Raw genomic sequence first — 24896 nt, 5'->3', positions numbered from 1 at the left:
AAGGTCCGCCCGGCGCGCGGTGGGGCGCGGCCGGGCCGGGTGTTACTTCTTGCCCCGCCCGAGCTCCCAGAGCTGGAGGTCGGAGGAGGAGTTGATGGCCCATTCGGTGCCGGTGATGTCGGTGCGGGCCGCCACGTACTGCTTGCCCTGCCACAGCGGGATCACCGGGACGTCGCCGGCGACGATGTCCTGGATCTGCTCGAAGGGCTTGGCGGCCTGGTTGCGGTCGGCCGCCACCCGCGACTGCGGGATCAGCGTGTTGCGGATGTCGTTGCTGACGTAGGGCGTGTTGAGGAAGTTGTCCTTGCCGAAGAACGGCGCCACGAAGTTGTCCGGGTCCGGGAAGTCGGGGAACCAGCCGAGGCCGTAGACCGCGTAGTCGCCCTTCTTCTGCGCCGGGCGGAACTTCGACCACTCGGTGCCCTGGATCGTGGTGCTGAACAGGCCGGTCGCGTTGAGCTGCGCCGACAGGTTCTTGAACTCCTCCTCGGTGATCGAACCGTAGTGGTCCTTGGTGTAGTTGAGGGTGAGCTTGACCGGGGTCGAGATGTTGGCGCTCTTCAGGATGGACTGCGCCTTGGCCTTGCTGGCCTCGCCGTACTTGTTGAAGAAGGAGTTGGTGTGGCCGGCGATCGACGTCGGGATCAGCGAGTACAGCGGCTCGGCGGTCTGGCCGTAGACCTTGCTCACGAGCTGGTTGCGGTCGATGGCCTGCGCCATCGCTTCGCGCACGGCCTTGTTCTTCACCGACGGGTCGTCGGTGTTGAAGGCCAGGTAGCGGATCTCCAGGCCGGGCATCTCGACCAGGTTGATGTCCTTGCTCGGGCTGACCTGCATCTGCTGGATCTGGCCCGGCGTCATGGCGCGCGCCATCATGTCGATGTCGCCCTTGGCGAGCGCGGTGCCCATGGCCTCGGCGGTCGGGAAGGAGCGCAGTTCGACCTTGTCGTTCGCGAGCTTCACATCACCCTGGTAGTTCGGGTTCTTGGTGAAGGTGAACTTCTCGACCTGGTCGCCCTTGCGGTCGGTCTTGACCGTGTAGGGGCCGGAGCCGTCCATGTCGAAGCCGTCGCGGAGCTTCTTCGCCTGGTACTTGTCCTTCGGCACGATGCCGGCGGCGGGCGTGGCCAGCTTGTACGGGAAGGTGGCGTCCGGCGTCTTCAGATGGAAGACGATCTCGGCGTCGCCCTTGGTCTCCATCGTGTCGATGTTGTCCAGGAGACCGGCGGGGCCGTTGTCGTCCTTGATGTCGAGCACGCGCTGGATCGAGTACTTCACGTCGTCGGCGGTCACCTTGGTGCCGTCGGAGAACTCCAGGCCGCTGCGCAGGGTGCAGCGGTAGCTCTCGTTCTCCTTGTCGGTGAAGTTGCAGGCGGAGGCCGCGTCGGGCACGGGCAGGCCGCCGCCGCGCGGAACGTGGACCAGCGACTGCGTGGTCTGCCGCATGACGTTCCAGATGCCGGTCTCGTACGCGTGGGCCGGATCGAGGGGGGCCGGGGCGTCCTTGGTCGCCACGAACTGGTCCGTGGTGCCCACGACGATGGTCTTGCCGCCGTCTCCCCCGCTCTCCGAACCACCGCAGGCGGCGAGTACGGGCGCGAGCAGGGCCACTACGGCCGGCAGCACCAAAGTCTTGCGGTTCATCCTGGACGATCTCCCTTGTCCGGCACTTTGGGGTACAGCTGTGTACGGGACACTCCGCCGCGTCCGCCCGTTCGGGGCGGGGCGATCGGGCCGGGTTTGTGCGATCGGACCTGCGCTCCTGTCCGCTGGGTGTGCGACGGGGCAGATGAGGGTGCGGCGAAGTTCTCGGACGAGATTAGTGCGCGCCGTGCGAAAAGCTGGAACTGGCTCTGGTGTACGGGGAATCAATCCGTCCGCCCCCCGGCGGCGCACCGATATCGAGGCGCCGGAATGTTTCGTACACCGGCTCACCAAACGGGACACAAAGGTGCCCCCACGGGGCCCGGAGCGGCCCGGGAGGGCGCCTGTCGAGGGTCCGGCAGGTGATGAACGTCACGACGGGACACCCTTTGACAGGGCGTGAATTCGGCGCGGGAGAGGTCACGGAAAAGGCACGTGCGGCTGCGATGAGTTCTTCCGTATTCAACGACGCACGCTGGGTGAACAGGTCAGTTCAGACGCGTGATCAGCGTGCGCAGAAAAGCGAGATCGACCTCTTCGAGGGAGCCGACCACGACGCGGCCGTCGGCCGGCTCGATGGCGGCGACCGAAGGCACCGCGACCACCCGGCAGCCCGCCGCCTCGGCGGCGGCGACCCCGGTGGCGGTGTCCTCCACGACGGCGCATCTGGCCGGGTCGGCGCCGAGGCCGCGGGCCGCGATCAGATACGGGTCGGGGTGCGGCTTGGTGCGGGCCACCTCGTCGCCGGCCACGGTCAGGGCGAAGTGGGACGGGCCGAGCGAGTGCAGGACTTTGTCGATGATGCGCCGGTGGGAGGCCGAGACCAGGGCGGTCGGGATGCCGTGGGCGGCGAGTTCGCCGAGCAGCCGGGCCGCGCCCGGCATCAGCGGCACCCCGCGGGAGATCCGCGCCTCGAAGTGGTCGTTGAGCAGCACGGTCAGCTCGGGGAGGGTGATGTCGGCGCCGGTGGCCTCGATGAGGAAGCCCGCGCTGCGCGTCATGGGTCCGCCCACCACGATGTCGCGCCACGACTCGTCCAGGACGTGCCCGAGGGCCGCGAAGGCCTCCCGCTCGGCGTCCCACCAGAAGCCCTCGGTGTCGACGAGGGTGCCGTCCATGTCGAGCAGGACGGCCTGGAGGGCGGAGCCTTCCGCCGTTCGTGTCATGGCTGCGGGGACCGTACTGGTCATCGGCACACCTCCTGGAGGGACGAGAAGGCCGGCCGCCTTCCCCAGTGGGGAGAAGCGACCGGCCTTGACTGGGCCGACCAGTGTACGTCCGGGCCGCTGAACGTGCGCTGAATTACCGGGGGCGGCCGGTCATCGGGCGTTGAAGTACTTGGCTTCCGGGTGGTGGATGACGATGGCGTCGGTGGACTGCTCGGGGTGGAGCTGGAACTCCTCGGAGAGGTGCACCCCGATCCGCTCCGGTCCGAGCAGCTCGGCGATCTTGGCGCGGTCCTCCAGGTCGGGGCAGGCCCCGTAGCCGAGCGAGAAGCGCGCGCCGCGGTACTTCAGCGCGAACATGTCCGCCACGTCCGAGGGGTCCTCGCCGGCGAAGCCGAGCTCGGAGCGCACCCGGGCGTGCCAGTACTCGGCGAGCGCCTCCGCCAACTGGACGGACAGGCCGTGCAGTTCGAGGTAGTCGCGGTAGGCGTTGGCCTCGAAGAGCTTGGCGGTCTCCTCGCCGATGCGGGAGCCGACCGTGACGACCTGGAGCCCCACGACGTCCGTCTCGCCGGACTCCTCCGGGCGGAAGAAGTCCGCGAGGCACAGCCTGCGGCCCCGGCGCTGGCGCGGGAAGGTGAAGCGGGTGCGCTCGGAGCCGTCCTCGTTCAGCAGGATGAGGTCGTCGCCCTTGGACACGCACGGGAAGTAGCCGTGGACCACGGCCGCCTCCAGGAGGCCCTCGGTGTGCAGCTTGTCGAGCCAGCCGCGCAGGTGCGGGCGGCCCTCGTGCTCCACCAGCTCCTCGTACGTGGGCCCGCCCGCGCGGGCCTCCTTCAAGCCCCACTGGCCCTTGAACAGCGCGCCCTCGTCCAGCCAGGAGGCGTACTCCTTGAGCGGGATGCCCTTGACGACGCGGGTGCCCCAGAACGGCGGGGCCGGCACCGGGTTGTCGGTGGCCACGTCCGAACGGACCGAGCCCTCGGGCTCCTCCACCTCCAGGAGCGGGGTCTCCCGCTTGGGAACGCGGCGCTGCTTGAGCTCGGGCAGGACGGCGCCGGGCACACCGCGCTTGACGCCAATCAGCGCGTCCATGAGGCGCAGGCCTTCGAAGGCGTCGCGGGCGTAGCGGACTTCGCCCTCGTAGATCTCGTGGAGGTCCTGTTCGACGTAGGCGCGGGTGAGGGCCGCGCCGCCGAGGATGACGGGGTACTCGGCCGCCAGCTTGCGCTGGTTGAGCTCCTCCAGGTTCTCCTTCATGATCACCGTCGACTTCACCAGCAGACCGGACATCCCGATGACGTCGGCGCGGTGCTCCTCGGCGGCCTCCAGGATCGCGGAGACGGGCTGCTTGATGCCGAGGTTGACGACGTTGTAGCCGTTGTTGGACAGGATGATGTCGACAAGGTTCTTGCCGATGTCGTGGACGTCACCGCGCACCGTGGCCAGGACGATCGTGCCCTTGCCCTCCGCGTCCGACTTCTCCATGTGCGGCTCCAGATGCGCCACGGCCGCCTTCATCACCTCGGCCGACTGCAGCACGAACGGCAGCTGCATCTGCCCCGAACCGAACAGCTCCCCGACCACCTTCATGCCGGCGAGCAGGGTGTTGTTGACGATGTCGAGCGCGGGGGTGTCCTGGAGGGCCTCATCCAGGTCGGCCTCAAGACCGTTCTTCTCGCCGTCGATGATGCGGCGCTGGAGGCGCTCATCCAGCGGCAGCGCGAGCAGTTCCTCGGCCTTGCCCGCCTTCATCGACTTCATGTTGACGCCCTCGAACAGCTCCATCAGCCGCTGCAACGGGTCGTAGCCCTCCGCGCGCCGGTCGTAGATCAGGTCGAGGGCGACCTTGACCTGCTCCTCCTCCAGGCGCGCGATCGGCAGGATCTTCGAGGCGTGCACGATCGCCGAATCCAGGCCGGCCTTCACGCACTCGTCCAGGAACACGGAGTTGAGCACGACACGGGCGGCCGGGTTGAGGCCGAAGGAGATGTTGGACAGGCCCAGCGTGGTCTGCACCTCGGGATGACGGCGCTTGAGCTCACGGATCGCCTCGATCGTGGCGACACCGTCCTTGCGGGACTCCTCCTGACCCGTGCAGATGGTGAAGGTGAGGGTGTCGATGAGGATGTCCGACTCGTGCACCCCCCAGTTCCCCGTCAGATCGGCGATGAGGCGCTCGGCGATGGCCACCTTGGTCTCGACGGTGCGGGCCTGGCCCTCCTCGTCGATGGTGAGCGCGATCAGCGCGGCGCCGTGCTCCACCGCCAGTTCGGTCACCTTCACGAACCGCGACTCGGGCCCGTCGCCGTCCTCGTAGTTGACCGAGTTGATGACCGCCCGGCCACCCAGCTTCTCCAACCCCGCCCGCAACACCGGCAGTTCGGTCGAATCCAGCACGATCGGCAGCGTCGACGCGGTCGCGAAACGACCCGCCAGCTCCGCCATATCGGCCACGCCGTCACGGCCCACGTAGTCGACGCACAGGTCGAGCATGTGGGCGCCCTCGCGGATCTGGTCCCGGGCCATCTCCACACAGTCGTCCCAGCGGCCCTCCAGCATCGCCTCCCGGAACTTCTTCGACCCGTTCGCGTTCGTCCGCTCCCCGATCGCCATGTACGCGGTGTCCTGGCGGAACGGCACGGTCTGGTAGAGCGAGGCCGCACCCGGCTCGGGGCGCGGGTGGCGCTCGCCCGGGGCGGCGCCGCGCACCCGCTCCACGACCTGGCGCAGGTGCTCCGGTGTCGTACCGCAGCAGCCACCCACCAGGGAGAGCCCGTAGTCGCGGACGAAGTTCTCCTGCGCGTCCGCGAGGCCCTCGGGGCCGAGCGGGAAGTGGGCACCGTCCTTGGTCAGGACGGGCAGGCCCGCGTTCGGCATGCACAGGAGCGGGATGCGGGAGTGCCGGGTGAGGTAGCGCAGGTGCTCGCTCATCTCGGCGGGACCGGTCGAGCAGTTCAGGCCGATCATGTCGACGCCGAGCGGTTCCAGAGCGGTCAGCGCGGCCCCGATCTCGGAGCCCAGCAGCATGGTGCCGGTCGTCTCGAAGGCGAGCGAGACCACCAGGGGCAGGTCGGCCCCGGCCGCCTCCATGGCGCGGCGGGCGCCGAGGATGGCGGACTTGGTCTGGAGCAGGTCCTGGGTGGTCTCGACGATCAGGGCGTCCGCGCCGCCCGCGATCAGGCCCTCGGCGTTGGCCTGGAAGCCGTCGCGCAGCGTGGCGTAGTCGATGTGGCCGAGGGTCGGCAGCTTGGTGCCGGGACCGATGGAGCCCAGCACCCAGCGCTGCTGTCCGGTGGAGGCGGTGAACTCGTCGGCGACCTCGCGGGCGATCCGCGCGCCGGACTCCGACAGCTCGAAGACCCGCTCGGGGATGTCGTACTCGCTCATCGCCGTGTGGTTGGCGCCGAAGGTGTTGGTCTCCACACAGTCCACGCCGACCGCGAAGTAGGCCTCGTGCACGCTGCGCACGATGTCGGGCCGGGTCACGTTGAGGACCTCGTTGCAGCCTTCGAGGTCCTGGAAGTCCTCCAGGGTGGGGTCCTGCGCCTGCAGCATGGTTCCCATCGCACCGTCGGCCACCACCACCCGGGTGGCGAGCGCCTCACGGAGGGCGTCGATACGGGTCCGGCTGTCAGCGGAAGGGGTCGGCAACGAGGCCATGGATGTGCTCCCTGGAGTGCGACGGCTGTCGGCTTTGCGCCGTCCGGTGGGAGGGCGCACGCGGCCAGCCTAACCGGGCGGCCCCCGGCCGCGCGCGGGCGTATCAGCGGGCGGACGGGTGGTGCGCGGGGCGGCTCGCTGTCCTGAAGTGGGCACAGGGATGCGGCCACGGTGACACGAGGTCGGCAACGGCCGATAGTGTTCAGCATTGTCGAACCAGTAGATGTGGGAGCCGGCCGCTCGGCGGCGGAGCCGGTTCAGCAGTGCCCGAAAGGGAGGGAGCGCGATGGCGCGCAACATCCAGTCGCTCGAACGGGCGGCGGCCATGCTGCGGCTGCTCGCCGGGGGCGAGCGGCGCCTGGGCCTGTCCGAGGTGGCGTCCTCACTGGGCCTGGCCAAGGGCACCGCGCACGGCATCCTGCGCACCCTGCAGGCCGAGGGCTTCGTGGAACAGGACCAGGCCTCGGGCCGCTACCAGCTGGGCGCCGAGCTGCTGCGCCTGGGCAACAGCTATCTCGACGTCCACGAGCTGCGGGCCCGCGCCCTGGTGTGGACGGACGACCTGGCGCGCTCCAGCGGCGAGAGCGTGTACGTGGGCGTGCTCCACCAGCAGGGCGTGCTGATCATGCACCACGTGTTCCGGCCCGACGACAGCCGCCAGGTGCTGGAGGTGGGTGCCATGCAGCCGCTGCACTCCACGGCGCTCGGCAAGGTGCTCTCCGCGTACGACCCGGTCGCGCACACCGAAGCCGTGGAGAACGTGCACGAGGCGTTCACGCCGCGCACGGTCACCGCGCCCGAGGGCTTCGAGGAGCTGCTCGACCTGACCCGCGCGCGCGGCTGGGGCTCGGACGTCGAGGAGACCTGGGACGGGGTGGCCTCGGTGGCCGCCCCGATCCACGACCGCCGCCGGATGCCGGTCGGCGCGGTGGGCGTCACCGGCGCCGTGGAGCGCGTCTGCGCCGACGGCGAGGTGCGGCCCGAGCTCGTGGCCGCGGTGCGCGACTGCGCCCGCGCCGTCTCGCGCGACCTGGGCGCCGGCCGCTTCTGAGGCCACCCCTGGCGCCCGGCCCCGTAGGCCCATACCAGTGCATGATCTTGCCCGTGCGGCCGGGTCCGGGTTTGGCGGTTCGTACCACCTGGTAACGATCAGGGATTCCGGTCACAGAAGTCTTGACGTGCCGTGACCCGGGGACAAAACTGCCGTGCAGCGGTCGGCATTGTCGAACACCTACCGGCAATACGAGTTAGAGTGTGACAACGCCAAGGGCCGGCAGCTCTCAACCTTGAGGGCGCGGATCACCGGGGAGACCCGGTGTTCTGCCTGTTGGGGTTTCCCCCTGGACGAAGGACAAAGGAGTCGCGGGTGTCCAGCCACGACATCTTCATCGGCGAGATCATCGGTACCGCCGTACTCATCCTGCTCGGCGGCGGCGTCTGCGCCGCCGTCACGCTGAAGCGTTCGAAGGCCCGTAACGCGGGCTGGCTCGCGATCACCTTCGGGTGGGGTTTCGCGGTCCTGACCGGCGCGTACATCTCCGCACCGCTCTCCGGTGCCCACCTCAACCCCGCGGTGACCCTGGGTCTCGCGATAGAGGGCGGCACCAAGTGGAGCGATGTCCCCGTGTACCTCGGCGGACAGATCCTCGGCGCCATGCTCGGCGCGGTGCTCGTGTGGCTGGCCTACTACGGCCAGTTCCACGCCCATCTGACCGACCCCGAGATCATCGGTGACGGCAAGGCGGTCGAGGCCCGCGAGAGCGAGGCCGGGCCCGTGCTCGGCGTGTTCTCCACCGGTCCCGAGATCCGCAACGTGGTCCAGAACGTGGTCACCGAGGTCATCGCCACCATCGTGCTGGTGCTGGCCATCCTGACCCAGGGCCTGAACGGCGACGGCAAGGGACTCGGCGTCATCGGTGTCCTGATCACCTCGCTCGTCGTGGTCGGCATCGGCCTCTCGATCGGTGGTCCGACGGGCTACGCCATCAACCCGGTCCGCGACCTCGGCCCGCGCATCGTGCACTCCCTGATCCCGCTGCCCAACAAGGGCGGCTCGGACTGGAGCTACGCGTGGATCCCGGTCGTCGGACCGCTGGTCGGCGGCGCGATCGCCGGTGGCATCTACAACATCGCCTTCGCCTGACGAGACACGTCGAGAAACCCCTTCGGACTTCCCAGGAGCACCCACCCATGAGCGAGATCCACTCCACCGGGCCCTTCATCGCGGCCATCGACCAGGGCACCACGTCCAGCCGCTGCATCGTCTTCGACAAGGACGGCCGCATCGTCGCGGTCGACCAGAAGGAGCACGAGCAGATCTTCCCCAAGCCCGGCTGGGTCGAGCACGACGCCGCCGAGATCTGGACCAACGTCCAGGAGGTCGTGGCCGGAGCCGTCGAGAAGGCGGGCATCACCGCCGCCGACGTCAAGGCGATCGGCATCACCAACCAGCGCGAGACCACGCTGATGTGGGACAAGAACACCGGCGAGCCCGTGCACAACGCGCTGGTCTGGCAGGACACCCGCACCGACGCGCTCTGCCGCGAGCTCGGCCGCAACGTCGGCCAGGACCGCTTCCGCCGGCAGACCGGGCTTCCGCTCGCCTCGTACTTCGCGGGCCCCAAGGTGCGCTGGCTGCTCGACAACGTCGAGGGACTGCGCGAGCGCGCCGAGCGCGGCGACATCCTCTTCGGCACCATGGACTCCTGGGTCATCTGGAACCTGACCGGCGGCACCGACGGCGGTGTGCACGTCACGGACGTCACCAACGCCTCGCGCACCCTCCTGATGAACCTGCACGACATGGCGTGGGACGAGAAGATCCTGCAGTCCATGGACATCCCGGCGGCCGTGCTGCCCGAGATCCGCTCCTCCGCCGAGGTGTACGGGCACGCCAAGGGCGGCGTCCTGGACGGCATCCCCGTCGCCTCCGCGCTCGGCGACCAGCAGGCGGCCCTGTTCGGCCAGACCTGCTTCTCCGAGGGCGAGGCCAAGTCCACCTACGGCACCGGCACCTTCATGCTGATGAACACCGGTGACAAGCCCGTCAACTCCTACAACGGCCTGCTGACGACGGTCGGTTACCAGATCGGCGACCAGAAGCCGGTCTACGCCCTCGAAGGCTCCATCGCCGTCACCGGCTCGCTCGTCCAGTGGATGCGCGACCAGATGGGCATGATCAAGACCGCCGCGGAGATCGAGACGCTCGCGTCCTCGGTCGACGACAACGGCGGCGCCTACTTCGTGCCGGCCTTCTCCGGCCTGTTCGCCCCGTACTGGCGCCCCGACGCCCGCGGTGTGATCGCCGGCCTGACCCGGTACGTCACCAAGGCGCACATCGCGCGCGCCGTCCTTGAGGCCACCGCCTGGCAGACCCGCGAGATCAGCGACGCCATGACGAAGGACTCCGGCGTCGAGCTGACCGCGCTGAAGGTCGACGGCGGCATGACCTCCAACAACCTGCTGATGCAGACCCTCTCGGACTTCCTGGACGCGCCGGTGGTGCGCCCGATGGTCGCCGAGACGACCTGCCTCGGCGCCGCCTACGCCGCCGGCCTGGCCGTCGGCTTCTGGCCGGACACCGACGCACTGCGCGCCAACTGGCGCCGGGCGGCGGAATGGACCCCTCGCATGGACGCCGACCAGCGTGACAGCGAGTACAAGAACTGGCTCAAGGCCGTCGAGCGGACCATGGGCTGGATCGAGGACGAGGAGTAATCGACATGACCACCCTGCAGAGCGTCCCTGCCGTAGGGACGCACCCGGCCCCCGGCTCCACTGTGTCTTCCTTCAAGGCAGTGAGCCGCGCCGAGACCCGGGAGCAGCTGTCCAAGGCGACGTACGACCTCCTGGTCATCGGCGGCGGCATCCTGGGCATCTCCACCGCCTGGCACGCCGCGCAGTCCGGTCTGCGGGTGGCCCTGGTGGACGCCGGCGACTTCGCCGGCGCCACCTCCTCCGCCTCCTCCAAGCTGCTCCACGGCGGTCTGCGCTACCTGCAGACCGGCGCGGTGAAGCTGGTCGCGGAGAACCACTTCGAGCGGCGTGCGGTGTCCCGTCAGGTGGCCCCGCACCTCGCCAACCCGCTCACCTTCTACCTGCCGGTGTACAAGGGCGGCCCGCACGGCGCCGCCAAGCTGGGCGCGGGCGTGTTCGCCTACTCGGCGCTGTCCGCCTTCGGTGACGGCGTCGGCCACCTGCTCTCCCCCGCCAAGGCCGCGGCCGACGTGCCGGAGCTGCGCACGGACAACCTGAAGGCCGTGGCCGTGTACGGCGACGACCAGATGAACGACGCCCGCATGGCCCTGATGACGGTGCGCGCCGCCGTCGAGGCCGGCGCGGTCGTGCTCAACCACGCCGAGGTCACCGGACTGCGCTTCACCAAGGGCCGGGTCACCGGTGCCGAGCTCAAGGACCGCATGGACGGCGAGGAGTTCGGTGTCGACGCGCGCCTCGTCCTCAACGCCACCGGCCCCTGGGTCGACCACCTGCGCACGATGGAGGACCCGGCCGCGGCGCCCTCCATACGCCTGTCGAAGGGCGCGCACCTGGTCCTCAAGCGCACCGCCCCCTGGAAGGCCGCGCTCGCGACCCCCATCGACAAGTACCGGATCACCTTCGCCCTGCCGTGGGAGGACATGCTCCTGCTCGGCACCACCGACGAGGAGTTCGAGGGCGACCCGGCGGACGTCCGCGTCACGGAGGCGGACACCGCGCAGATCCTGGACGAGGCCGCGTTCTCGATCCGTGACCAGCAGCTGTCGCGCGACCTGATCACGTACTCCTTCGCCGGCCTGCGGGTCCTGCCCGGCGGCCCCGGCGACACCTCGAAGGCCAAGCGCGAGACGGTCGTCACCGAGGGCCGCGGCGGCATGCTGTCGGTGGCCGGCGGCAAGTGGACGACCTTCCGCCACATCGGCCGCACCGTGATGAAGAAGCTGGAGCAGCTGCCGGGCCACCCGCTCGGCAACGACTTCGAGCCGATCTCCGCGCTGCCCGGCAAGATGCCGCTGCCCGGCATCGCCAACCCGCGTGCCGTCGCCCACCGCCTGATGCTGGACGGCCGGGCGCCCGGCGCGCAGATGGCGGCCGACACCGCCAAGCACCTGGCCACGCACTACGGTTCGCTGTCCTTCGACATCGCGCGGCTGGCCGACGAGGACACCTCGCTCGCCGAGCGCATCCACCCGGACGCCCCGGAGATCTGGGCCCAGGTCGCCTACGCCCGCGACCACGAGTGGGCCGAGACCGCGGACGACGTGCTGCGCCGCCGTACGACCCTGACGATCCGGGGCCTGGCCACGGACGAGATCCGCGGCAAGGTCGACGACCTGCTGCGGAAGAAGAACTGACGCCACGCCGACGGCGGTTGAGGGGCGGCTCCTTCGCGGGAGCCGCCCCTTCGGCGTTCCCCGGCGCGCATAATGGGGGCCGATTCGTCGGATGTGTGGAGGTCGCCCCGTGGCTGTCACCGACGAGGCCATCGAGAAGATCAAGGAAATGATCGTCTCCGGTGTACTGCGGCCCGGCGACCGGCTCCCCAAGGAGAGCGAACTCGCGGCCGAACTCGGCCTGTCCCGCAACTCGTTGCGCGAGGCGGTACGCGCGCTGTCCCTGATCCGCGTCCTGGACGTGCGCCAGGGCGACGGCACCTACGTCACCAGCCTGGACCCGCAGATGCTGCTCGAAGCGCTGGGCTTCGTCGCCGACTTCCACCGCGACGACACGGCGCTGGAGTTCCTCGCGGTGCGCCGCATCCTGGAGCCGGCCGCGACGGCGATGGCGGCGACGCGGCTCACGGACGCCGAACTCGACGCGCTGGGCGCCCAGTTGGACGCGCTCGGGGACACGCCGTCGGTGGCGGAACTGGCGGCGTCCGACCTCGCATTCCACCGCGGGATCGTGGCGGGCTCCGGGAACACGGTGCTGTGCTCCCTCCTGGACGGCCTGTCCGGGCCGACGACGCGGGCGCGGGTATGGCGGGGGCTCACGCAAAAGGACGCGGTGAGCCGTACGCTCCGCGAGCACCGGGCGATCCTGGGGGCGCTGCGGGGGCGGGACGCGGAGACGGCGCGGGCCTGGGCCACGATCCACCTCGCCCCGCCCCGCCCGGCGGGGGCCTCGCCCCCCGCGCCCCCGATCGCGCCTTGAGGGCGCTCGTCCTCAAACGCCGGACGGGCTGACATGCCCGACGTGGGCCGGCACCGGCGCAGCCAGGGGCGCGGGGAACTGCGCACAGAGCGACCACGACCCGCACCTGGATGAATCGCTGAACGAACGTCCACGCCGAACCCGCATAGCTCGGACGAATCCGAGCCCGCGCACCCGTGCACGGGGGCTGCGGCTGGGTAGGTCTGAAGCCGTAAGGTTGAGACGTACGCAAGGGAACTTCGGAGGGAGGCACTGGGTGATCGAGCTGGAGGGCGTTCCCGAGCTGGTCGACCCGGTCATGATCGCCGCGTTCGAGGGCTGGAACGACGCGGGCGACGCCGCCTCCTCCGCGGTCGCTCACCTGGACGGGGTGTGGAAGGGCGAGGTCTTCGCCGCGCTCGACGCGGAGGACTACTACGACTTCCAGGTCAACCGGCCCACGGTGTGGCTGGACGGCGGGGTCCGCAAGATCACATGGCCCACCACGCGGCTCTCGGTGGTGCGGGTCGGCGGTGACAAGCCGCGCGACCTGGTGCTCGTACGGGGCATCGAGCCGTCGATGCGCTGGCGTTCGTTCTGCAACGAGATCCTGGGCTTTGCGCACGAGCTGGGCGTCGAGATGGTGGTGGTCCTCGGCGCACTGCTGGGCGACACTCCGCACACCCGGCCGGTGCCGGTCAGCGGCGTGACCTCCGACCCCGACCTGGCCCGGACGATGGACCTGGAGGAGACCCGCTACGAGGGCCCCACCGGCATCGTCGGCATCCTCCAGGAGGCCTGTACGCACGCGGGCGTACCGGCGGTCAGCCTGTGGGCGGCGGTGCCGCACTACGTGTCCCAGCCGCCGAACCCGAAGGCCACCCTCGCCCTGCTCAACCGTCTTGAGGACCTCATCGACCTGAGGATCCCGCTCGGCGAGCTCGCCGAGGACGCGCGGGCCTGGCAGCTCGGCGTCGACCAACTGGCCGCCGAGGACAGCGAGGTGGCCGAGTACGTGCAGACACTGGAGGAGGCGCGGGACACAGCGGATCTGCCCGAGGCGTCCGGTGAGGCCATCGCCCGCGAATTCGAGCGCTATCTGCGCCGGCGCGACGGCGGTCCCGGCCCGGGCCAGGGCACCGCGGGCGGCCACGCCACCGAGGGCGACGGCTCCTATCTGCGGGACACCTCCAGCGGTCGTACCCGCCCGCCGAAGCCCCCGAAGACGGAGGACCCCGGCGAGGAGACACCCGAGGAATAGCGGGCGGGGCCCGGCCGCCGGACCGCGGTTCGCGTTGCGGCGCCTCCTGGAGCGCGGGAAGGTCGAAGGACCAATGCCTTCAGGAGGTGTCGTACGTATGCCCATCGCCACGGTGAATCCGGCTACCGGTGAGACGCTCAAGAGCTTCGGTGCCATGGGCCCCGAGGAGGTCGAGCGGCGGCTCGCGGCGGCGGACGCCGCCTTCGCCGCCCATCGCACCTCCCGCTTCGAGGAACGCACCCGGCTCGTGCTGCGCGCGGCCGACCTGCTCGACGCCGACCGCGACGACATCGCGCGCACCATGACCCTGGAGATGGGCAAGCCCCTGGTGGCGGCGCGCGCCGAGGCCGCCAAGTGCGCGAAGGCCATGCGCTGGTACGCGGAGCACGCGGCCGAGCTGCTCGCCGACGAGGAGCCCGACCGGGACGACGTGCGCGACTCGGGGGCCGAGCGGGCCCGGGTGCACTACCGGCCGCTCGGCGTGGTCCTCGCGGTGATGCCGTGGAACTTTCCGCTGTGGCAGGTCGTCCGGTTCGCCGCCCCCGCCCTGATGGCGGGCAACGTGGCCCTGCTCAAGCACGCCTCGAACGTGCCGCAGACCGCGCTGTACCTGGAGGACCTCTTCCGCCGCGCGGGCTTCCCCGACGGCTGCTTCCAGACGCTCCTGATCGGCTCCGACGGCGTGGAGAAGGTGTTGCGCGATCCGCGGGTGGCGGCGGCGACCCTGACCGGGAGCGAGCCCGCGGGCCGCTCGGTCGCCGCGATCTGCGGCGACGAGATCAAGAAGACCGTGCTCGAACTCGGCGGCAGCGACCCCTATCTGGTGCTCGCCTCCGCCGATGTGCAGCGCGCCGCGCGGACCGCGGTCACCGCACGGGTGCAGAACAACGGCCAGTCCTGCATCGCCGCGAAGCGGTTCATCGTGCACGCCGACGTCTACGACACGTTCGCCGAGCAATTCACCGCGGGCATGAGGGAGTTGAAGGTCGGCGATCCGCTCGACGAGGACACCGACGTCGGCCCGCTGGCCAGCGAGCAGGGCCGCACCGATCTGGAGGAGCTGGTGGACGACGCCGTGCGCAAGGGCGCGACCGCGCTGTGCGGCGGCGGCCGACCCGAGGGGGACGGCCGGGGCTGGTTCTATCTGCCCACCGTCCTCGCCGGGGTCACCGCCGACATGCGCATCCACCGCGAGGAGACCTTCGGCCCGGTCGCCACGCTCTACCGGGTGCGCGACCTGGACGAGGCCCTCGCGGTCGCCAACGACACGCCGTTCGGCCTGAGTTCCAACGTCTGGACCCGGGACGAGGCCGAGCAGGAGCGCTGCGTGCGCGACCTCCAGGCGGGCGGGGTGTTCTTCAACGGGATGACCGCGTCGCACCCGGCCCTGCCGTTCGGCGGCGTGAAGCGCTCCGGCTACGGCCGCGAGCTCTCCGGCCACGGGATCCGCGAATTCTGCAACGTGACGACGGTGTGGCACGGGGCGGAGCCCGACGACTCCTGACCCCGTCCGTGGAACAAGTCCGCCTACCGAAGCACTTGCTGACGAGGCGTCACATGTGCACGGCGCGGCACCGGACGGGGACGGCCCCCCGTCCGGCGCCGCGTGCCGGCTAGGCGCAGCTGAACTTCGCCGCAGCCCAGTCGCCGTGATCGCCGGACTTGGAGTTGTTGGTGTCGGTGATCCTCAGGCGGACGTGGCGCGCTCCGGCGAGCGGGACGTCCACCGGCACGGTGGCCGAGGCGCCGGTCACCTTCGGCGAGGTCCACAGCACCTTGCCGTCGGCCTCCACGGAGAAGGCCACCTCCCCGTAGCCGTTGATCTCGTCGTCGATGCCGACGTCGGCGGTGAAGGCCGTGCACTTCCCGCCGGTGTAGATCTCGATGTCGGAGTCGGCGTGGGCGCCGATGCCCTTGGCGTACGAGGTGCCCGCGAGCGTGAGCGGATGGCCGTCGGCCGCGCCGGACTCGCCGTTGGAGCGGTCGCGCTCGGGCGGACCGTAACCGTTGGACGAGGTCAGCCAGACCAGGTCGCTCGCCCAGGCCTGCCCCGAGGGCGGCGCCGGCATCACGGACACCGCGATGCGCTGCTGCGAACTGCCGCCGCGGGAGGCCGCGTTGACGGTCAGCGTGGCCTCGCCGGGCCTGGCGTCCTTGGCGGGGGTGATCCCCACCTCGACGCGCCGGGTGGCGCCGGCCGGGACGCGGTCGAGCGGGGCGGCCGGGGCCACCGTCCACCCGGCCGGCGCGGCGAGCGAGACCTGGACGTCACGGGCGTCCCTGGCGCCGGCGGTGACGTCCACGGCGACCGTGCCCGGGGTGCCCGCGCCCAGTTCCTGCGCGACGGGCGCGGCCAGCGTGACGGCGGCGCCCGGTGTCCTGCCGCCGACCGCGCTGGTGTCCTTCAGCCGCACCTCGAACGCCGTGTCGGTGCGCAGCGTCGCGGTCTTCACCAGGACGACGCCGCCGCGGTCGGCCGCGTCGTAGAACCAGCCGCCGGCGGCCTTGTCGTACGCGGCCTTCGAGCCGAGCCGCGCGAGCTTGCGGCCCTGCACCTCGACCTGGGCGGGCGCGCTGCCGGTGTGCACGGTGAACTGGTAGGGCCGGGCGGTCTGCTTGCCCGTGAACCGACCCTTGCTGGCGCCCACGTGGATGCTCACGTCACCGGATCCGCGCTGCGGGGCGCTGACGTCGGCCCGCTGGGTGGCGTAGGCGCCGCTGCGGTGGGCGCGGGTCACGCCGTCGTCCTCGTACAGCTGGAAGGACGAGCGGCCCTGGGGGTAGACGTCCCAGGCGAGCGGGGAGTTCGCGGTGCGGTCCTGGTAGGAGCGGATGCCGGGCCACATCGGGACGGCGGCGCCGGCCTTCACGAACAGGGGCAGTGTGTCGAGCGGCGCGCTGTAGCCGTTGACGGTGGTCGGGCCCTGGTAGGTGCGCCCGCTCCAGTAGTCGGTCCAGGTGCCCTTGGGCAGGTAGATCCCGTCGCGCACGGCCGTGTCCTGGTAGACCGGCGCGACCAGGAAGTCCTCGCCGGACAGGAACTCGTACTTGGCCGCGTCGCCGGCCGCCTTCGGGTCGTCGGGGTATTCGAGCGCCAGCGGGCGGACGGGCCCCACGCCGGTCTTCGTCGCCTCGTGGGCGTAGGAGTACAGGTAGGGAAGGAGGGACTCCTTCAGCTTCAGATAGTTCCGGTTGATGGAGGTGTAGGGCTCGCCGTACTGGTAGGGCTGCTTGTCGCTCGCGGCCCAGCCGTCCATCGTCATCACGGTCGGCAGGAACGCCTTCCACTGGAGGTCGCGGGTGTAGGTCTTGGGGCTGCCGCCGAAGATGCCGTCGATGTCGCCGCTGGTGTAGGCGAGCCCGGACATGCTGGCACCCGCGTAGGTCGGGATCTGCCAGCGGATGTAGTCCCAGCTGCCCGACTGGTCGCCGGACCACTGGACACCGCAGCGCTGCGCGCCGGACCAGCTCTCGGGGGCCCAGGTGAAGCCGCGGGCGTCGCTGTTGTCCTCGATGCCCTGGTAGGCGGCCTTGCAGCCGTCGAGCGCGTGCTTGTAGCCGTCGCCGACCCAGGCGACGTCGAGCTTGGCCACGCGCTGGCCGGCCTTCACCTGGTCGGCGAGCTTGTCGAGGCCGTCCTCGGTCCACAGGCCCATGTGCATCGCGTCCTTCTGGAGACCGGCGCTGGTCTCGGGAAGGTTCTCGTAGCCGCAGCCGTAGCCGTCGTTGACCAGCATCCAGCCGTTGGGCATGTCGTTGGTCTTGTACGCGTCGGCGATCTTGAGCGCGTCGAGGGTGTGGCGCTCGCCGCGGTTGGCGTTGTGCAGGTAGCAGTCGGAGTCGCCGGGTTCGAGACCGTAGACCGGCGGCAGGAACGGCTTGCCCGTCAACCGGGTGTAGTCGCCGATGACTTGCTTGGCGTCGCCCGCGAAGTAGTAGGCGTCGAAGCGCTGTTCCTTGGCGCTCGCGGTGACCGGCTGTCCGAAGACGTACGTATTGGGGGCGTACGTGTTGCGGAAGACGCCGTAGCCGGCCGTCGAGAGGTAGAACGGCACGGAGTTGGGGTGTCCGCCGTCGTTCCAGTTGTCGTCCACGCTCACCTGGACGGTCTGGTCGCGGTGCGAGGTGTTGCCGCGGCCGTTCTGCATGCCGCCGCCGTAGAACTGTTCGGCGGGGCCGCGCGACAGCGTCTGGGTGGTGGTGTCCTTGGTCCAGCTGAGCGGCTTGGTCTCGGCCCACAGTCGGGTGCCGTCCGCCTTGTACAGGGCGAACCGCAGCGGGGACTTGAAGGCGCGCAGGGTGACCTTGTCGGTGCTCAGCTCGTAGCGGTCGCCCCGGTCCTTCCAGCGGGCGGCGGGCGGCTTGCCCTGCGGCAGGACGATGTCGGAGCCGGTCGGGTCGGTGAACGTGCCGTTCGGGGCGAGTTCGAGGCGGAAGGTGTCGGCCGCCACGAAACTGACCCTGGCCTCGGCCGCGCCCGCGTGCAGCGTGAAGACGGAGCCGCCCGATGCCTGGAAGCCGGTCACGTCACCGACGGTGGTGTCGGCCGGAGCGTCGGCGGACGGATCGGCCTGCGCGCTGCCCGGCCCGGCGACGACCGCCAGCAGACCGAGCACGGCCGCACCCGCGAGTGCCACTCTCGTGCGTATTGGTGATTGCATAGAGCGTGTTTAGCGCACGAACGAGCACGCGACCAAGGGGTGCGCTCAGGAAAAGCACAGAAAAAACGAAACCGCCCCCCGGACTCACGAGGAGTCCGGGGGGCGGTCAAGGGCCTGCCGCCGCTTCGGGCGCGGCGGGCCGGCGGGCCTAGAGGGCGACGCCGAGGAGGGCGTCGACCGTACGGGAGACGAGGCCGGGGGCGGCTTCGTCGGTGCCGCCCTCGGCGTCCTGCCGGGCGGCCCAGCGGTCGACCGCCGCGAGGGCGGCCGGCGCGTCCAGGTCGTGGGCGAGGGCCTCGCGGACCTCCTCGACCAGCCCGTCCGCGGACGGCCCGTCGGGGCGCGAGACGGCGGCGCGCCAGCGGCCCAGGCGCTCGACGGCGTCCTGGAGCACCTGGTCGGTCCACTCCCAGTCCGACCGGTAGTGGTGGGCGAGCAGGGCGAGGCGGATCGCCGACGGGTCGACGCCGTCGCGGCGCAGCTTGGAGACGAAAACCAGGTTGCCCTTGGACTTGGACATCTTCTCGCCGTCCAGGGCCACCATGCCGGCGTGCACGTACGCCTTGGCGAAGGGGTGTTCGCCGGTCAGCGCCTGGGCGTGCGAGGCGCCCATCTCGTGGTGCGGGAAGATCAGGTCGGAGCCGCCGCCCTGCACGTCGAAGCCCATGCCCAGGTGGTCGAGCGCGATGGCGACGCACTCGATGTGCCAGCCCGGGCGACCGCGGCCGAGCGTGCCGCCGTCCCAGCTGGGCTCGCCCTCGCGGGCGGCCATCCACAGCATCGGGTCGAGCGGGTTCTTCTTGCCGGGGCGCTCGGGGTCGCCGCCGCGCTCGGCGGACAGCGCCCTCATGACGTCGGCGTCGTAGTGCGAGACGCCGCCGAAGTGCGGGTCGCTCTCGACGGAGAAGTAGACGTCGCCGTCGAGTTCGTACGCCGCGCCCGCGTCCCGCAGCCGCTCGACGAGCGGGACGATGCCGGGTATCGCCTCGACGGCGCCGATGTAGTGCTGCGGGGGGAGCAGGCGCAGGGCGGTCATGTCCTCGCGGAACAGCGCGGTCTCGCCCTCGGCGAGCTCCACCCAGTCCTTGCCGTCGCGGACGGCTCGCTCCAGCAAGGGGTCGTCCACGTCCGTCACGTTCTGGACGTAGTGAACCTGCCGCTTGGTGTCGAGCCACACGCGCTGAACGAGGTCGAACGCGTTGTAGGTCGCCGCGTGACCCATGTGGGTCGCGTCGTACGGGGTGATGCCGCAGACGTAGATACGGGCGACGGGACCGGGGTCCAGGGGGACCAGGTGGCCGGTCGCGGTGTCGTGGATCTTGAGGTCGCGGCCCTTGCCGGGCAGGGCGGGGACCTCAGAAGCGGGCCAGGCATGCATGTCTTGAGCGTAACCGGACGCACGTTCCGGATACGAACCGGATCCCGCTCTTGGCCGAATCCCCCGCCTTGCCCGGGGCGCCCTGGGCTGCTAGGGGCCGGCCCTGCGGGGGGGGGGTTGCCCACCCGCCCGCCCGTGCAGGGGGTCGGATAAGCCCGGCTCCCTGGGGCTCCGCCCCAGACCCCGGGGCGCTTGCCCACCCACCCGCCCGTGGAGGGGGTTGAAGGGTTCGGCCCCTGGGGCTCCGCCCCAAACCCCCAGGGGGTTGCCCACCCGCCCGCCCGTGCAGGGGGTTGAAGGGTTCGGCCCCTGGGGCTCCGCCCCAAACCCCCAGGGGGTTGCCCACCCGCCCGCCCGTGGAGGGGGCTGGAGGGTGCCTGGCCCTGGGGCTGCGCCCCAGACCCCCTTGAGGGGCTCCGCCCCTCGAACCCGGCGGCGGCTCCGCCCCCTGCACCCCCGCGCGGGGACTTCGTCTCCTGCACCCCTTTCGGGGGCTGCGCCCCCGGACCCCCCTTCGCGCCTGAACGGCGCTCGTCCTCAAACGCCGGACGGGCTGAAGTGCCCGGTGCGGGCCAGCACCAGGCAGTTAAGGGGCGCGGGGAACTGCGCGAGCCAGGCCGGGCTACACGTGCGGCCCAGCACCGGTCCTGTCAGGGGCGCGGGGAACTGCGCGACCAGCCATGCACGGCGCGAGGCCGACAGCGGGTTTGGGGGCGCGAGGAACGGCGCGAGAAGCGACCGCGGTCCGCGGACGGCCAGGGGGTTGGGGGCGCGGGGAACTGCGCAAACCCCGGGCTACCCCCAGCACCCCCAGGGGCGCGGGGAACTGCGCGAGAAGCGACCACGGCCCGCACACGACCGACGGCCCGCACACCACCGACGGGGCCGAGGCGTGGCTCAGGGCTAGATGGGGGGCCAGGGGATGGGGGGCCAGTCGGGGGACGGGGTGGGGTGGGTGGGGGTGGCCAGGAGGGTGGTCACTCGGGTGCGGAGGGCGTGGAGCTCGGACTCCGTGATCAGCGCGGCGAGCCGCAGAGCAAGGGGCTCCCGGGGTCGAAGGGCCTCGGCCAGGCCCTTCAGAGCGCCCACCGCCTCCGAGGTGAGCGGCTCCCCCGCCCACCCCCACAACAGCGTCCGCAACTTCCCGTCCACGTGGAACGACACCCCGTGGTCGATCCCGTACAACCGCCCGTCCGGCGCCGGAAGCAGGTGCCCACCCTTGCGGTCCCCGTTGTTGATCACCGCGTCGAGCACCGCGAGCCGCCGCAGCCGCTCGTCGTCGGCGTGCACGAGGAGCGCGGTGCGCCCCTCACCGACCTCGGCGAAACCGACCGCCTTCCAGCCCTCGGCCGGCTCCTCGTCCTCGACGAGCGCGAGCAGCCCGGAGTCCCCCTCGGCCGGCTCGATCCACAGCTGGACCATGCCCTCGCCGTGGGGACCGTCGCGCAGCACGGTCGGCGGCACCAGGTCCCAGCCGGTGGCGCGCGACACCTCGTACGCGGCGACCTCGCGCTGGGCGAGCGTGCCGTCGGGGAAGTCCCACAGCGGGCGCTCCCCCGCCACGGGCTTGTAGACGCAGTGCGCGCTCTCGTCCCCGAGCGTCACCGAGCAGTACAGGACCGCGTTGGACGCCTCGCGGATCCGGCCGAGGACGGTAAGTTCGCCACGGGTCAGCAGCTCGACGGAGGTCAGGCTCCCCGGCGGTATCCGTTCTGGCGCGGGCATACGTGTCCTTCCGGGTCGAGCGGGAGGCTGCACAGCGGGCACGGCGGCCGGCCCGCGTTCACGACGTCGAGCGCCCGCTTGGCGAAGGCGCGGGCCTGGGCTCCGGTGAGCCGCACCCGCAGCATCGGCGGGCCGTTCTCCTCGTCCTGGAGCATCCGCTCCTCGGCCTCGGCGAGATCGTCCTCGGTGTCGGCGTCCAGCTCGACCAGGGCCTGCGCCTCGATGATCATGCGCTGTTCGTCGCCGTCCCAGGCCAGCGCCATGGTGCCGACCCGGAACTCCTCCTCGACCGGCGAGTCGAGCGGCGCGGTGTCGGTGACGTCGGGCGGGGCCACGGCCGGCACAGGAGCGTTTCCGCCGGTCCTGCGCACGACCTCGTCGAGCAGCTCGTCGATCCGTTCGGCGAGCGCCGCCACCTGGGTCTTCTCCAGGGCCACGCTGGTGGTGCGGGTGCCCGCGGACGCCTGGAGGAAGAACGTCCGGCGCCCGGGGAGCCCGACCGTGCCGGCCACGAAACGGTCCGGCGGGTCGTAGAAGAACACCTGACGGGACACGTTCTGGTCTCCCTAGTTCGGAGTTGGAGCGGCGGTTTTCGGCGCGACCACCCTACTGCGCCCGGCGATCACGGTGCTCCCGCACCGCCACCGACCTCGGCCTGTTCGTCCGGGCGGGTCTCGCGGGGCGCCAGCGAGGCGAGGTCCCCGGTGTCGCCGAGGCGGACGAGGTAGGGCCGCAGCCGCGTGTAGCGGATCACGGTCAGGGAACACGGTTCCACCGAGATGCGCTGAAAGAGGTCGAGATGCATGCCGAGGGCGTCCGCCACCACGGACTTGATGATGTCGCCGTGCGAACACATGGCATACACCGCGTCGGGGCCGTGCTCCGTCTCGATCCGCTCGTTCCAGTCCCGTACGGCCCCGACCGCGCGGGCCTGCATCGCGCGCATCGACTCGCCGCCGGGGAAGGCCGCGTTGGACGGGTGCTGCTGCACCACCTCCATCAGCGGGTCGCCGGAGAGCTCGGCGAGCTTGCCGCCCGACCAGTCGCCGTAGTCGCACTCCCCGATCAGGTCCTCGGGGTGCAGCGGCAGGCCCGGGCGCGCGTCGAGCAGCGGCTGTACGGTCTCCCGGCAGCGTTGCAGCGGGCTGGTGACGACGGCGGCGAGCGGCACCCCGGCGAGCCGGGCGGGCAGGGCGGCGGCCTGGGCGGCACCGCGCTCGTCGAGGGCGACACCCGGCGTCCAGCCGGCCAGCACCCCCGCCGTGTTGGCGGTGGAACGTCCGTGGCGTACGAGGATCAGCGTGGCCATGGGCGCCAGCCTAGGCGTCCGGTGCACCAGGGGTGCGGGCGGCTCCCGTTCGCGGGAGGATGCCCTCGATGATCGTCGACTGCGCCATCTACCGCGAGGGCCGCCGCACCGAGGGCCCGACGGACTTCTCCGATGCCCTGACCCAGGCGCGCAGCTCCGGCGACAGCTTCCTGTGGGTGGGCCTCCACGAGCCGACGGAGCAGGAGTTCGAGCTGGTCAGCACCGAGTTCGGGCTGCATGAACTGGCCGTCGAGGACGCCCTCAAGGCGCATCAGCGGCCCAAGCTGGAGGTGTACGACGACTCGCTGTTCATGGTGCTCAAGCCCGTCGTCTACGAGCCGGACAGCGACACCGTGACCACCGGCGAGCTGATGGTGTTCGTGGGCGACGGCTTCGTGGTGACGGTGCGGCACGGCGAGGGCGCTCCGCTGAAGGCGGTGCGCAAGCGCCTCGAGGCCGAGCCCGAGCTGCTCAAGCACGGGCCCACCACCGTCCTGTACGCGGTGAGCGACGCGGTCGTCGACCACTACACGGAGGTGGCGGCCGAGCTCCAGACCGACCTGGAGGAGCTGGAGGCGCAGGTCTTCGCGCCGGTCGGCAGCCGCGACACCAAGGACACCGCCTCGCGGATCTACACCTTCAAGCGCCAGGTGCTGGAGTTCCGCCGGGCCACCGGTCCGCTGGCGCAGCCCGTGCAGCGCCTGGCGAGCGCGGGCGTGCCGTTCGTCAACGCGGAGTCACAGCCGTTCTTCCGTGACGTGGACGACCATCTGATGCGGACCAACGAGGCGGTGGAGGGCCTCGACCGGCTGCTCTCGGACATCCTGTCGGCGCATCTGGCGCAGGTGGGCGTCCGCCAGAACGACGACATGCGCAAGATCTCGGCGTGGGCGGCGATGGCGGCGGTCCCCACCATGCTGGCGGGCATCTACGGCATGAACTTCGACCACATGCCGGAACTGCACTGGGGGTGGAGCTATCCGGCCCTGATCGCGCTGATGGTGGTCCTGGAGATCGGCTTGTTCCGCCTGTTCAAACGGCGCGGCTGGCTGTGATCGGCCTGTTCCGCCTGTTCAAGCGGCGCGGCCGGCTGTGATCGGCCTGTTCCGCCGGTTCAAGCGGCGCGGCCGGCTGTAGCGGTGGCTGCCTAGGCGAGGCCGGGTGCGGCGACGGCGGGGCCGCCCAGGGCGTTGCGGCGCCGCGGCATGGTGAGGGAGACCATCCGCCGCCATCCCGTGAGCCGCTCATAGGCGTACACCGCGTGGATCCCTGCCTGGAGGGCCTTCGCCTTGGGGCGCGGCCAGCCCAGGACGGCGCCCATGCGGGACATCACGGCGAGGCTGACATCGCGGTAGACGCGGATCTCGGCGAGCGCGCACTCGCGCAGCACCCGCTGGATGACGGGCCCGTGTCCGGCGCGGGCCAGCCGCAGCAACTCCTCGTGGCAGTACGCCAGATGGTTGTCCTCGTCGGCGGAGATCATGCGTACCGCGCGCCCGAGCTCGGGGTGGTCGCCGAAGTGCCGGCACAGCAGTCGCATCTGTTCCGACGCGCGCTGCTCGGTGACCCTGCTGTGCGCGAGGTAGACCACCACCTCGCGTTCGGTGAGCGGCTCGTCGCCCCGCAGCCGGGTGTGCGCGAGCCCGATGCCGCGGCGCTCCAGGAGCATCGTGTAGTCGGTGTCGTCCGGTACGGAGACGGGGCTCAGACCGCGCTTCTTCAGGAGCGCGGTGAAGATCCGCCCGTGCTTGTCCTCGTCGGCGCCGTGCCGCGCCGCCTTGGGGGCGAGCTCCCGGCACTTGTCGGGCAGCAGCGCGGCGATCCGGCCGTTCTCCCAGCCGCCCTGGGCCTCGCCGCCGGCCGCGATGGAGCAGAACAGCCGGAACGACTCGTCGTTGTCGAGGATCTCCTGGAACAGGCTCTTGGCCGAGAGCATCGCCGTACCTCCGGGGGTGCGCAC

At 71.0% G+C, this 24896-nt stretch carries 17 protein-coding genes; 8 read left to right on the top strand and 9 right to left on the bottom strand.

Annotated features, from left to right (window positions below):
- Nucleotides 1-42: 42 nt before the first annotated feature.
- The 3 genes from ACGF3I_RS16790 to metH all read right to left on the bottom strand — a co-directional run bounded on the left by ACGF3I_RS16790 (nt 43) and on the right by metH (nt 6473).
- Nucleotides 43-1644 carry an ABC transporter substrate-binding protein gene (locus ACGF3I_RS16790; RefSeq protein ID WP_393132581.1) on the bottom strand — a complete coding sequence of 534 codons (1602 nt, stop codon included), beginning with the start codon at nt 1642-1644 and terminating at the stop codon, nt 43-45.
- Between the two features lie 488 nt (nt 1645-2132).
- Complete coding sequence (locus ACGF3I_RS16785) at nt 2133-2834, bottom strand: HAD family hydrolase (RefSeq protein WP_393132579.1); 702 nt, start codon at nt 2832-2834, stop codon at nt 2133-2135.
- Nucleotides 2835-2963: 129 nt separating this feature from the next.
- A complete protein-coding gene (gene metH, locus ACGF3I_RS16780; protein WP_393132577.1) occupies nt 2964-6473 on the bottom strand; it encodes a methionine synthase in 3510 nt (1169 codons plus the stop codon).
- A gap of 286 nt (nt 6474-6759) precedes the next feature.
- On the opposite strand from metH, the gene ACGF3I_RS16775 reads away from it, so the two are divergent.
- The 7 genes from ACGF3I_RS16775 (at nt 6760) to ACGF3I_RS16745 (ending at nt 15367) form a co-directional block, all read left to right on the top strand.
- Nucleotides 6760-7524: an IclR family transcriptional regulator gene (locus ACGF3I_RS16775; protein ID WP_393132575.1), complete on the top strand. Its 765-nt coding sequence runs from the start codon at nt 6760-6762 to the stop codon at nt 7522-7524.
- A gap of 315 nt (nt 7525-7839) precedes the next feature.
- A complete protein-coding gene (locus tag ACGF3I_RS16770; protein WP_393132573.1) occupies nt 7840-8616 on the top strand; it encodes an MIP/aquaporin family protein in 777 nt (258 codons plus the stop codon).
- A gap of 47 nt (nt 8617-8663) precedes the next feature.
- A complete protein-coding gene (gene glpK / locus ACGF3I_RS16765) occupies nt 8664-10190 on the top strand; it encodes a glycerol kinase GlpK (protein WP_393132571.1) in 1527 nt (508 codons plus the stop codon).
- Between the two features lie 5 nt (nt 10191-10195).
- Nucleotides 10196-11824, top strand: a complete 1629-nt coding sequence (locus ACGF3I_RS16760; protein ID WP_393132569.1) for an FAD-dependent oxidoreductase — start codon at nt 10196-10198, stop codon at nt 11822-11824.
- Nucleotides 11825-11933: 109 nt separating this feature from the next.
- Nucleotides 11934-12623 carry a FadR/GntR family transcriptional regulator gene (locus ACGF3I_RS16755; protein ID WP_393132567.1) on the top strand — a complete coding sequence of 230 codons (690 nt, stop codon included), beginning with the start codon at nt 11934-11936 and terminating at the stop codon, nt 12621-12623.
- Nucleotides 12624-12879: 256 nt separating this feature from the next.
- Nucleotides 12880-13863, top strand: a complete 984-nt coding sequence (locus ACGF3I_RS16750; RefSeq protein ID WP_393132565.1) for a PAC2 family protein — start codon at nt 12880-12882, stop codon at nt 13861-13863.
- Between the two features lie 97 nt (nt 13864-13960).
- Complete coding sequence (locus ACGF3I_RS16745; protein ID WP_393132563.1) at nt 13961-15367, top strand: NADP-dependent succinic semialdehyde dehydrogenase; 1407 nt, start codon at nt 13961-13963, stop codon at nt 15365-15367.
- A 109-nt stretch (nt 15368-15476) separates the two neighbouring features.
- Here the strand turns inward: ACGF3I_RS16745 and ACGF3I_RS16740 are convergent, their stop codons facing one another.
- The 5 genes from ACGF3I_RS16740 to ACGF3I_RS16720 form a co-directional block, all read right to left on the bottom strand.
- Entirely contained in the window at nt 15477-18524 is a 3048-nt protein-coding gene (locus ACGF3I_RS16740; protein WP_393132561.1) for an NPCBM/NEW2 domain-containing protein, read from the bottom strand.
- 148 nt (nt 18525-18672) lie between these two features.
- Nucleotides 18673-19902, bottom strand: a complete 1230-nt coding sequence (gene mshC / locus ACGF3I_RS16735; protein ID WP_393132559.1) for a cysteine--1-D-myo-inosityl 2-amino-2-deoxy-alpha-D-glucopyranoside ligase — start codon at nt 19900-19902, stop codon at nt 18673-18675.
- 903 nt (nt 19903-20805) lie between these two features.
- A complete protein-coding gene (locus tag ACGF3I_RS16730; RefSeq protein ID WP_393132557.1) occupies nt 20806-21627 on the bottom strand; it encodes an SCO1664 family protein in 822 nt (273 codons plus the stop codon).
- The gene (locus tag ACGF3I_RS16725) at nt 21591-22181 is read right to left on the bottom strand and encodes a DUF3090 domain-containing protein (RefSeq protein ID WP_393132555.1); all 591 of its coding nucleotides are present in this window, start codon (nt 22179-22181) and stop codon (nt 21591-21593) included. Before ACGF3I_RS16725 ends, ACGF3I_RS16730 begins: the two co-directional genes overlap by 37 nt.
- A gap of 68 nt (nt 22182-22249) precedes the next feature.
- Nucleotides 22250-22936 carry a histidine phosphatase family protein gene (locus ACGF3I_RS16720; protein WP_393132553.1) on the bottom strand — a complete coding sequence of 229 codons (687 nt, stop codon included), beginning with the start codon at nt 22934-22936 and terminating at the stop codon, nt 22250-22252.
- A 59-nt stretch (nt 22937-22995) separates the two neighbouring features.
- Here ACGF3I_RS16720 and corA point away from each other — a divergent pair, with 59 nt between their 5' ends.
- Nucleotides 22996-23991, top strand: a complete 996-nt coding sequence (corA, locus tag ACGF3I_RS16715) for a magnesium/cobalt transporter CorA (RefSeq protein ID WP_393132551.1) — start codon at nt 22996-22998, stop codon at nt 23989-23991.
- 92 nt (nt 23992-24083) lie between these two features.
- Here the strand turns inward: corA and ACGF3I_RS16710 are convergent, their stop codons facing one another.
- A complete protein-coding gene (locus tag ACGF3I_RS16710) occupies nt 24084-24872 on the bottom strand; it encodes a ferritin-like domain-containing protein (RefSeq protein WP_393132549.1) in 789 nt (262 codons plus the stop codon).
- Between the last annotated feature and the right edge of the window lie 24 nt (nt 24873-24896).

The sequence above is a fragment of the Streptomyces sp. NPDC048111 genome, assembly GCF_043202815.1.
In the GTDB taxonomy this organism is placed as follows: Bacteria; Actinomycetota; Actinomycetes; order Streptomycetales; family Streptomycetaceae; genus Streptomyces.
Note: the sequence above shows the minus strand (reverse complement) of the source record. Positions and strands in the feature narration are given on the sequence as shown.

What these genes read in the sequence shown, in the direction of transcription:
- corA (WP_393132551.1), top strand. Translation starts at nt 22,996, where the DNA reads ATGCCCTCGATGATCGTCGACTGCGCCATCTACCGCGAGGGCCGCCGC.
- ACGF3I_RS16710 (WP_393132549.1), bottom strand. Translation starts at nt 24,872, where the DNA reads ATGCTCTCGGCCAAGAGCCTGTTCCAGGAGATCCTCGACAACGACGAG.
- glpK (WP_393132571.1), top strand. Translation starts at nt 8,664, where the DNA reads ATGAGCGAGATCCACTCCACCGGGCCCTTCATCGCGGCCATCGACCAG.
- ACGF3I_RS16785 (WP_393132579.1), bottom strand. Translation starts at nt 2,834, where the DNA reads ATGACCAGTACGGTCCCCGCAGCCATGACACGAACGGCGGAAGGCTCC.
- ACGF3I_RS16790 (WP_393132581.1), bottom strand. Translation starts at nt 1,644, where the DNA reads ATGAACCGCAAGACTTTGGTGCTGCCGGCCGTAGTGGCCCTGCTCGCG.
- ACGF3I_RS16745 (WP_393132563.1), top strand. Translation starts at nt 13,961, where the DNA reads ATGCCCATCGCCACGGTGAATCCGGCTACCGGTGAGACGCTCAAGAGC.
- ACGF3I_RS16760 (WP_393132569.1), top strand. Translation starts at nt 10,196, where the DNA reads ATGACCACCCTGCAGAGCGTCCCTGCCGTAGGGACGCACCCGGCCCCC.
- mshC (WP_393132559.1), bottom strand. Translation starts at nt 19,902, where the DNA reads ATGCATGCCTGGCCCGCTTCTGAGGTCCCCGCCCTGCCCGGCAAGGGC.
- ACGF3I_RS16730 (WP_393132557.1), bottom strand. Translation starts at nt 21,627, where the DNA reads ATGCCCGCGCCAGAACGGATACCGCCGGGGAGCCTGACCTCCGTCGAG.
- ACGF3I_RS16775 (WP_393132575.1), top strand. Translation starts at nt 6,760, where the DNA reads ATGGCGCGCAACATCCAGTCGCTCGAACGGGCGGCGGCCATGCTGCGG.
- metH (WP_393132577.1), bottom strand. Translation starts at nt 6,473, where the DNA reads ATGGCCTCGTTGCCGACCCCTTCCGCTGACAGCCGGACCCGTATCGAC.
- ACGF3I_RS16720 (WP_393132553.1), bottom strand. Translation starts at nt 22,936, where the DNA reads ATGGCCACGCTGATCCTCGTACGCCACGGACGTTCCACCGCCAACACG.
- ACGF3I_RS16740 (WP_393132561.1), bottom strand. Translation starts at nt 18,524, where the DNA reads ATGCAATCACCAATACGCACGAGAGTGGCACTCGCGGGTGCGGCCGTG.